Annotated in this window: 8 protein-coding genes and 1 pseudogene; all 9 read left to right on the top strand. The window is 58.4% G+C overall.

Annotated elements, in window-relative coordinates:
• Positions 1–10: 10 nt before the first annotated feature.
• The 9 genes and pseudogenes from H6973_14000 to H6973_13960 all read left to right on the top strand — a co-directional run bounded on the left by H6973_14000 (position 11) and on the right by H6973_13960 (position 9,181).
• On the top strand, positions 11–1,579 hold the full coding sequence (locus H6973_14000) for a DUF4331 domain-containing protein (protein ID MCP5126700.1): 1,569 nt from the start codon (positions 11–13) through the stop codon (positions 1,577–1,579).
• A gap of 28 nt (positions 1,580–1,607) precedes the next feature.
• Positions 1,608–2,843: a hypothetical protein gene (locus tag H6973_13995; GenBank protein ID MCP5126699.1), complete on the top strand. Its 1,236-nt coding sequence runs from the start codon at positions 1,608–1,610 to the stop codon at positions 2,841–2,843.
• The gene (locus H6973_13990) at positions 2,840–4,006 is read left to right on the top strand and encodes a HupE/UreJ family protein (protein ID MCP5126698.1); all 1,167 of its coding nucleotides are present in this window, start codon (positions 2,840–2,842) and stop codon (positions 4,004–4,006) included. Before H6973_13995 ends, H6973_13990 begins: the two co-directional genes overlap by 4 nt.
• Positions 4,007–4,119: 113 nt before the next feature.
• Positions 4,120–4,704, top strand: a complete 585-nt coding sequence (locus H6973_13985) for a sigma-70 family RNA polymerase sigma factor (GenBank protein ID MCP5126697.1) — start codon at positions 4,120–4,122, stop codon at positions 4,702–4,704.
• Positions 4,701–5,255: a cupin domain-containing protein gene (locus H6973_13980; GenBank protein MCP5126696.1), complete on the top strand. Its 555-nt coding sequence runs from the start codon at positions 4,701–4,703 to the stop codon at positions 5,253–5,255. Before H6973_13985 ends, H6973_13980 begins: the two co-directional genes overlap by 4 nt.
• Before the next feature lie 81 nt (positions 5,256–5,336).
• Positions 5,337–5,693, top strand: a pseudogene (locus H6973_13975) (cupin domain-containing protein).
• Positions 5,694–5,720: 27 nt separating this feature from the next.
• Positions 5,721–6,182: an acyl-CoA thioesterase gene (locus tag H6973_13970; protein MCP5126695.1), complete on the top strand. Its 462-nt coding sequence runs from the start codon at positions 5,721–5,723 to the stop codon at positions 6,180–6,182.
• Positions 6,183–6,554: 372 nt separating this feature from the next.
• The gene (locus H6973_13965) at positions 6,555–7,616 is read left to right on the top strand and encodes a porin (protein ID MCP5126694.1); all 1,062 of its coding nucleotides are present in this window, start codon (positions 6,555–6,557) and stop codon (positions 7,614–7,616) included.
• Between the two features lie 116 nt (positions 7,617–7,732).
• Entirely contained in the window at positions 7,733–9,181 is a 1,449-nt protein-coding gene (locus H6973_13960; GenBank protein MCP5126693.1) for an extracellular solute-binding protein, read from the top strand.
• Position 9,182: the final 1 nt, after the last annotated feature.

Here is a 9,182-nt window from a genome sequence, read left to right as displayed (position 1 = left end):
GAGGATTGTCATGCTTTGCACCTTAACTCGCACCGGCTTGAGCCTAGCCCTGACCCTGGCGGTTGCCACCGCCGGTCATACTGCCAATCACCGTGAAGCGCCGCTCACGGCGCTCGACCCCAAGGCAGATATCACCGATTTTTACGCCTTTGTCAGCTATGACGATTCCGGCAAGGTTACCTTCATCCTGGATGTTGATCCGCTGCTGGAACCCAGCAACGGTCCCAACTATTTCCCCTTCGATCCGGAAATCGTCTATGCCATCCGTATCGACAACAACCATGATGCGGTGGCTGACCTGAGTTTCGAGTTTCGCTTCACCACCGAAATTCGCGCGCCCAGCGTGTTTACCGGCTTCGTGGGCGCTGGCAGCGGAATTACCGCGCCTTCCAATTCCCCGGCGCCAGTAGCGCCGGGCACTCCTTTGATTCCTCCAGCCATCACTGCGCTGGACGGTACTGGCTCCGAAGGGCTGAGCCTACGTCAGCGCTACACGGTCACCCTGGTACAAGGCCGGCAACAAACCACGCTGGCCGAGGGATTGATCGCCGTACCCACGAATGTAGGGCCGCGCACCATGCCCGACTACGCGGGTTTGACGGAGCAGGGCGTTTACCATTTGGATAATGGCGTTCGTGTGTTTGCGGGTACGGTGGACGACCCCTTCTGGATCGATCTAGGGGCGGCCTTCGATTCGCTGAATTTCCGTCCTGGAGCCTTCAACACGGGCATCCCAGGCGTTCTCGGGGATGATCAGGATGAAGGCAATAGAAGCGACACCACCAATTTCGCGTCTGATGATGTCGCCGGTTTCAACGTCAACGCTATCGCCATCGAGGCGCCGATCACGCTGTTGACTGCTGACGGCCATTTTCACACTGCTGGCGAACCGCTGGCTACTATCGGTGCCTGGGGTGCGACCTTACGGCCGCGAAGCAAAGCGTACCGCCGTCCCGGCGAATCGCCCAAGCTATCGCCGCGCCTAACCCAGATTCAGCGCATGGGCAACCCACTGTTCAATGAATTGCTCATTGGCACCGGCGACAAGGACAAGTTTAGTATGAGCCAGCCCAAAGATGACGCCCAGTTCGCCGATTATGCTCTGGACCCTCTACTGGCGCGGGTGTTGAATGCGATCTATGCTGAAGCCCTGCCGATTCCAGACCCGCCGCGCACCGATCTGTTGCCGCTGGTGACCTATGCGCCGCCCATCGCTGCTTCAGGAACCCCAACCGGCCCGGTCGCTGATTTATTGCGCTTGAATACGGGAGTGCCGCCGACACCGGCTGTGCAGCGCAAACGCCTGGGTCTATTGGCCGGCGATCCTGCTGGTTTTCCCAATGGTCGCCGACTGTCGGATGACGTGACCGATATCGCGGCGCGGGCCGTGGTCGGTGTATTGACCGGTGATTCGAGATTCACCGGTTTCCCACATAACCGGATTGGCGATGGGGTCAACGTCAACGATGTACCTTACCGCGAGAGTTTTCCCTATCTCGGACTAGCACACTCTGGCCGCGACAGTCGCCATGTCGATCCAGGCGAGTTGGGCTGCGAGAGCGTCTGTCCTTTGGACTGACCACCGGCGAACTCTCGCGAGACTCACCATGAATCTACTCTCCGCTTTTCAAGTCTTGTGTGAGAGAAGCAGTCCCACCGGGTGGCGGCGTTGGCGGCTGCTGCTCGGTGTGGGGCTGAGCGTCGTCGGCCCGGTGCTAGCGGCGCCCTTCGTTCCTACTGATCCTCATCAGGTTCTGGAGACGTTGCCACACATCGCGACCGACTCACAGAGGCGAGAGTTGCAGGCATTGCGTCGTGAACTGGCGGACCGACCTAATGATCTGGAACTGGCGCTCCAGGTCGCTCGCCGCAATCTGGCGATCGGCCGCGCTGAAGGCGATCCTCGTTACGCCGGTTACGCTCAAGCCGCGCTGGCGCCGTGGTGGAATCAAGACCCACCGCCGTCCGAGGTCTTGCTGCTGCGAGCGGTGCTGCGTCAGAACCGCCATGACTTCGACGGGGCGCTGGCTGATTTGCGCCAAGTTCTGGCGATTCAACCTCGCCACCCACAAGCCTGGCTGACCCAGGCGGTCATCCAGCAGGTGCAGGGCGAACCCATTGCGGCCATGCGCAGTTGCCTGGCGCTGCAGCGCCGAGTAGCTCCGCTACTGTTTATCACCTGCTGGAGCGGCGCGGCGAGTCGGGGTGGGCAGGCCGAGGCCGCCTATCGCGGATTGAGTCAAGCGTTAGCCCACAGTCCTAATGCCGGTGCTGAAGAACGGCAATGGGCGCTGACGGTGCTAGCGGAAATCGCCGAACAGCGCGGTGACGCTTCGGCGGCCGAGACGCACTTCCGCGCCGCTTTGGACGTGGGACAGCGCAGTGTCTACCTGTTTGGCGCTTATGCAGATTTTCTACTCGATCACCATCGTCCCGACGAGGTGCGCACCTTGCTCCAGGATGAACAGCGCGCTGACAATCTGTTGCTACGACTGACCTTGGCGGAGCGACAGTTGAGTGACGACGCCTGGCGACGCCATGCCGAAATGCTGGAAGCGCGCTTCGCCGCTGCCCGTCAGCGCGGCGATGGGATCCATCTCGCCACTGAAGCCCGGTTGCGGTTGGATCTGCGCCAGCAACCTCGGGAAGCTTTGGAACTGGCCCAGCAGAACTGGACACAGGGCCAGCGTGAACCCCAGGATGCCCGGCTGTTGTTGGAAGCGGCCCTGGCAGCCGGCCAGCCGGAAGCAGCACGCGAGGTTCTGGACTGGCTGGATCGGGTTCGTTTGGAAGGTGAACGGCTGACCGAGTTAAGCCGGCGCTTGCGGGAGTTCAAATCATGATCGAAAAATCAAATCGGTGGTGGGTCCTCTCGACGTTACTGGTCACTCTGGCCTTGTTGCTGCTAGGCGCTTTTCCGGCATTCGCCCATAAGCCTAGCGACAGTTATTTACATCTGACACCGCATCAAGGTGGCTGGTGGGCACGCTGGGATATTGCGTTGCGTGATCTGGAATATGCGCTGGGGTTGGACCGTGATGGTGACGGCGCTATTACCTGGGGCGAATTGCAAGCGCAGGAAGGCGCTGTGGTGAATTATGCCCTGGAACATCTGAGCTTGCGCGCCGGTGATGACGCTTGCGCTCCCCGGCCTGGAGCCATGCAGGTCGTCCAGCACAGTGACGGCGCTTATGCCGTGCTCGATGTGGCCCTGGACTGTCCGGCGGCAAAGGTCGTGACTCTGGATTACCGGCTGTTCTTCGCCCTTGATCCCTCGCACCGGGGGTTGTTACAGGTCAATCAGCCTACCGGCGTGACGACTGTCGTGCTGTCGCCAGGGCAGTCTCAGTATGTCCTGAATGCGGCGCCCATCAGCGGTTGGCGGTCATTCATCAGCTACTGGGAGGAAGGGGTCTGGCATATCTGGATCGGTTTCGACCATCTTCTATTCCTACTGGCGCTGCTGCTGCCCACAGTGCTGTGGTGGGAAAATGGCCACTGGCGACCGGCTGTAGCCCTGCGCCCGGTCGTGCTGGAAACCGCCGGCATCGTGACGGCTTTCACCCTCGCCCACTCGCTGACCCTCAGTCTGGCGGTGTTGGAGATAGTGAATCTGCCTAGCCGGCTGGTGGAATCGACCATTGCCTTTACTGTAGTGTTAGCAGCGCTCAACAATCTATTTCCGCTGGTTAAGACCCAGCGTTGGGCGCTGGCGTTCACGCTGGGGCTGATTCACGGCTTTGGTTTTGCCAGCGTATTGCAGGATTTGGGTCTACCCAGCGATATATTGGCGCTAGCGTTGGCGGGCTTTAATCTGGGTGTGGAAACGGGACAACTGACGATCGTTGCGATCGTGTTACCATTTGCCTTCCTGGTTCGGCGCACCTGGCTATACCGGCGTTTGGTGTTGCCGTTGGGTTCGGCCATCGTCGCTTCGGTGGCCCTGATTTGGTGTTTGGAGCGGGGTTTGAACCTCAATTTATGGATTCTCGGCGTGAGAAGTTAGAACCGCCATCACGCTTGGCGGGTTCTCATTGACGGCGATCGCTGACGACAGTCATTGTCGCCAGCGACGGCGACCGCTAGAATGGTTCATTCTCACGGGTAACAGACAGCGCTGTGAATTTGGACATCCAACCGTCTCTTTCCTCCAAACCCTTGACCACCCCATCCCTCGAAAGCTTGCTGGCGACAACCGCCGCCGGCGATCGGGCGGCGTTTGCCGAACTGTACCGGCTTACCCATCGCCGACTGTACGCTATTGCTCTGGCGCTCACTCGCCAGCCGGAAGCGGCAGAGGATATTTTGCAGGAGACCTATCTGGCCATTTGGCGCACGGCGGGCCAGTATCAGGCCAGACGCGCGCCAGCGCTGGTCTGGCTAATGGCGATTGTCCGTCATCGAGCTATCGAGTTTCTGCGTCAACGCCGCCGGCGGTTATTGGAAACCTGGGCTGAGCCGCTGACCGAGGATGCGCTACAGATGGCTGATCCCCAGGCGCTCCAACCGACAGATCCGATCGCCCATGCTATTCACGAGTGCCTACAGCGGCTGCCGCCGAAACAGGCCCGGCTGATTGGCCTCGCGTTCTTTTACGGATTCAGCCACGAGGAACTGGCGGCGCAACGACAAATGCCGCTCGGCACAATCAAGAGTTGGGTGCGACGAGGTTTGTTGCAACTCAAGGAGTGCCTGGAAACATGAACACTCATGAAGTAGAACAAATGGCCGGCGATTATGTGTTGGGGACGCTCGCCGATCCGGAGCTGGCCCAGTTTGAAGCTATTCTGTCTGAAGATCCAGTCGCGCGTCAGCAAGTCGCTATGTGGGAACGGCGGCTAACCTCACTGGCGGGCGCTTTGCCAGAAGCAACGCCGCGTGCTTCAGTTTGGGAAGCTATCGAAGCCGCGCTGGACGCGCACAGCCCCCCCAATACGATCACCGTGCGAGCTCAGGAAGGTGAGTGGCGCATCCTGGCGCCAGGTGTGGAGATCAAGTTGTTGCTCATAGACCAGGCAGCAGGTTTTCAATCCTTTCTGCTGAGATTGGCTCCGGGTTGCCAGATTCCCGCTCACGATCACCGTTCCCTGGAAGAATGCCTGCTGCTGGAAGGAGACATGATCATTGGTGATCGCCATTACGCCGTTGGCGACTATCACGCGGCCTTGCCAGGTTCGCGGCACCCTCCTCTTTCCACCCACGCTGGCGGCGTAGTGTTCTTGCGTAGCGAACTGCGTCCGGAGTTTCAAAGTTAAAAAAGGAGGGGAATTCTGGAATGTGGGGCTATCAAAGAGCAAGGCTATGACTGGTCAATCCTTCACCTTGGAGAAAGCTGTGTGAAAACACCTGTCACCTACTGGAATTCGCTCTATCCGGAGCATCAAGATCGATGGACCCCACTCCCGGGCCTGGAAGGCCAGGTAGAAGAACTGACTTTAAGCAGCGACCCGGCGACCGGTGAATACACGCGGTTGACCCGCTTTCTTCCCGGTGTGGATACCACCGCTTTCGGTGGAAAAGTCCATGCCTACCCCGAGGAGGTGTTCATCGTCAGCGGACGCCTGTATGACCAGGCGTTTGATCTTTGGCTGGAGGCGGGCCACTACGCCAGTCGCCCGCCTGGCGAACGACACGGCCCGTTCAAGACCGACGTGGGCTGTGTGGTTTTGGAGGTCTCGTTTCCCCAGCGGGTGGTGGTTGAAGAGAGCCGAGACCCGGCGATGTCACAGACGACCGTTATATCAGGATCGCCGATATCTACTGAAAAATCAGGAAATTTTCCTCGCGATCGACAACCTACGGTTCGCCTGTTGGCAATGCCCGCGCACACCAATCCCAGCGGCAATATTTTTGGTGGTTGGATCATGGCGCAGATGGATATTGCGGGCGGGGTCGTGGCGTTGGAGTATGCGGGAGGCCCGGTCGTGACCGTAGCGGTGACATCGATGGAATTTCATAAGCCCGTGCAGGTGGGCGATCTGGTGAGCTGCTTTGCCCGTATTCAAAACGTTGGTTCGTCCTCGGTGACTGTCAAGGTGCAAGTGTTTGCCCAGCGGGCGCATCACGGCATCTTGCAATCGACCCCGGTGACCGAGGCTGTGATCGTTTATGTCGCGGTCGATGACCACGGCGTCCCTCGGAAGCTCCCCGAACGGGGAGCGGATTTTGGACATTATTGGTAAGGCGGTCCCTACTGCTTACCCGTTACGAACCGATCATCAGCGCCGCCGCCATTGGGGCATAGACTTTGCCGACGATTAGTTCGGTCGCGCACCTGTTGACGGGTCGCGTCAGTGACCCCGCTATATCCTGCCAGCACTCGCGACATCGGGGCGACCGAGATTTGAGCCTCCTCTTGAATGGGTAAAGTAAACGATTACAACTATTGCTTCACGGTAACCTGGTTTTTTTGAGTAGCCGTTAATTAATTTTTTAAAAAAAGATTGACAATGAAAATGTAATCGTTTACAAATAATACCCATGAAGAGATTACAACTCTCAACAAATATATGAAAACGATTTCATTACTTACCACCCACCGCGAGGATTCAATCATGAAAACAACTGCAATCTCCCTGGCCGTTGCCGTCGCCTTGACCACCCCGTTGCTTGCCCACGCCGACACCGTTCTTTACGGCGAAGCCAAGGTTTCCGTCGACTATGTCGATAACAATCGTGATCCCGATTCCTATTGGGATGTCGTCAACAACGGTTCCAAACTGGGCATCCGGGGTAACGAGGACTTGGGAGGCGGCTTGAGCGCCTTCTATCAGTACGACTTCAGCGTGGATATGACCGAAGGCGGCAATTTCGCTGGCCTCAATCAGAAGTTCGTCGGCCTTAAAGGCAACTTCGGAGCGGTGACCCTGGGCACCCAGGACACTCCGTACTGGAAAGTGCTTAACGTGGTTGATATCTGGAATAGTTCCAAGATGTTCGATGGCACCGTCTATCTGGGTTCCGGGATCGACCGCAGAACGTCCGACAATGGCGCCTTGAGCACCCTGGCGAATAGCATCGATTACCAGACGCCGATCTTCAATGGCTTCAGCGCCGAAGCCTTATTGGTGCTGGATGGCCGCATCAACACGCCGCAGGGCTTCTCGGATGGCGTCGATATCTGGAATCTCAATCTTAAGTACAGCCAGGGTCCCTACTTCGCCGGCCTGACCTACATCAAGCTCAACGGTGATAGCCACGTGGACATTGGCAACAACCAGACGGTTGATCTCGATGTGAGCAACTGGGGCTTGGGTCTCGGCTACAAGACCGCTGTGTGGTTGGTGGGCGCGATTTACGAGCAGGGTGACTTCACCGACGTCAATGCGCAGCGTCAATACTATGAAGACGGCATCCCACTCTCCACTGGATCGGACGCCAAAAGCTGGTTTCTCACCGGCCAGTATACCTTCGGCAACAGCACGGTCCGGGCGGCCTATGGCCAGACCGATACCGGCATCGATGGCGAAGACAAGATCGATAATTACCGGCTCGGCTACCAGTACAACTTCAGCAAGCGGACTCTGCTCTGGGCCGAGTACATCGGGCGCGATGCCGACACGCTGCTCTACGGCGATCAGAACGTGGTGTCCATCGGCACTAAGGTCTTGTTCTGACCTCTCTTAGCGGATGCTGCGCCTGAAACGTCCTGCAGCATCCCTAATCCCGAAAAATTGGTTCTTTGGCATCCACCCCCGTCGAGGAGCAAAAGCTGATGAAAACAGCGTCCTCAATGATCACGCGGGTTGGGCTGCTCAGCCTGACCCTGGCTGTAACCACCGCGTCAGCCGAATGTAATCCGGACTATCGCGGCATCACTTTGGATGTGGGCACTCGTTCCCGTCCGTTCATCGCCAATGCCATTGCGATGGCTGCCCAAGGCTGGGAGAAACAGACCTGCGGCAAAATCAATCTCCGGGAATTTCCGGTCGATCAACTCTACCCCACTTATTTCAACGCCCTGGTGACCGGCGAAGGCAAGTTTGATGTCATCACCTTCGGCCCGTTCTGGACGCCGGATTTTGCCCCTTATCTTGCCGATATGCCGGCGGCCATGCGTGAAACCCCGTCCTGGCAGGACATCCTGCCGGTCTACCGCGAGCGGCTGATGATGTGGAAGGGTCGCTATGTATCGCAAACCATCGATGGCGACCAACACGTTTTATATTACCGGCTGGACCTGTTTAACAACCCGAAAGAACAACAGCGTTTCAAGGAGCAATACGGTTATGAGTTAGCACCACCGGCAACCTGGGCGCAGTACTACCAAATCGCCGAGTTTTTCAACCGACCCTCCACCAGCTTATGGGGAACCGCCGAGGCGTATCGACGCGGCGGCGAGCAGTTCTGGTATTTCTTTACCCACGCCGCTGCCTACACCCACCATCCCGATCATCCGGGCGCTATGTTCTTCGATCCCGACACCATGGATGCTCAGATCAACAACCCAGGTTGGGTGAAGGCGCTGGAAGATTACATCAACGGTCTCAATGTCGCGCCGCCGGGTGCGCTGGGCTTCACGTCAGAGGATATTCACAACATCTTCGCCGGCGGTTCGGTGGCGATGAACTTCGACTGGGGCGATACCGGCGTCAACGCCGCCGATCCCAAGACCAGCCTGATTCCCGGCAAGGTCGGCACCGCGCTGTTGCCCGGCTCCAAGCAGGTCTGGAACGACCAGACTCGACAATGGGATTCCTTTCCGAACATCAGCCGTGCGCCATTCCTGGCTTTTGGCGGCTGGCAGGCTGCCGTACCCGCCAACAGTAACCAGATTGAAGCCGCCTGGAACTTTATCGCCTGGCTGTCCAGCCCGGAAGTCAGCGGCGAGGCGGTGGTCACTCCGCAAGCCGGCATCAACCCCTACCGTCAGAGCCATTTCGACAACCGGGAGCGGTGGCTCCAGTTGTTCACGCCCGAAGAAGCCCGATTGTATCTGGATGCACAACTGGAAAGCCTGAAGTCGCCCAATGTTGCGCTGGATCTGCGCATCCCCGGCCACTTTGCCTACACCCAGGCCCTGGAAGTGCAACTGACGCGGGCGCTGAACTTTGAAATCTCGCCCCAGGATGCCCTGAACAACGTGGCCAAAGCCTGGAATGCGTTGACTGACCGCTTCGGACGCGACGCGCAGCGCGCCGCCTATCGGGCCTCCATGGGTCTGGACCGCGAGGTGAACTGAC

The sequence above is a fragment of the Gammaproteobacteria bacterium genome (assembly GCA_024235095.1).
In the GTDB taxonomy this organism is placed as follows: domain Bacteria; phylum Pseudomonadota; class Gammaproteobacteria; order Competibacterales; family Competibacteraceae; genus UBA2383.
This window is presented reverse-complemented; position numbering and strand designations above follow the sequence as displayed.

Excerpts from the sequence above, each read along its gene's own strand:
- H6973_14000 (MCP5126700.1), top strand. The coding sequence starts at position 11 with ATGCTTTGCACCTTAACTCGCACCGGCTTGAGCCTAGCCCTGACCCTG.
- H6973_13995 (MCP5126699.1), top strand. The coding sequence starts at position 1,608 with ATGAATCTACTCTCCGCTTTTCAAGTCTTGTGTGAGAGAAGCAGTCCC.
- H6973_13990 (MCP5126698.1), top strand. The coding sequence starts at position 2,840 with ATGATCGAAAAATCAAATCGGTGGTGGGTCCTCTCGACGTTACTGGTC.
- H6973_13980 (MCP5126696.1), top strand. The coding sequence starts at position 4,701 with ATGAACACTCATGAAGTAGAACAAATGGCCGGCGATTATGTGTTGGGG.
- H6973_13970 (MCP5126695.1), top strand. The coding sequence starts at position 5,721 with ATGTCACAGACGACCGTTATATCAGGATCGCCGATATCTACTGAAAAA.
- H6973_13965 (MCP5126694.1), top strand. The coding sequence starts at position 6,555 with ATGAAAACAACTGCAATCTCCCTGGCCGTTGCCGTCGCCTTGACCACC.
- H6973_13960 (MCP5126693.1), top strand. The coding sequence starts at position 7,733 with ATGATCACGCGGGTTGGGCTGCTCAGCCTGACCCTGGCTGTAACCACC.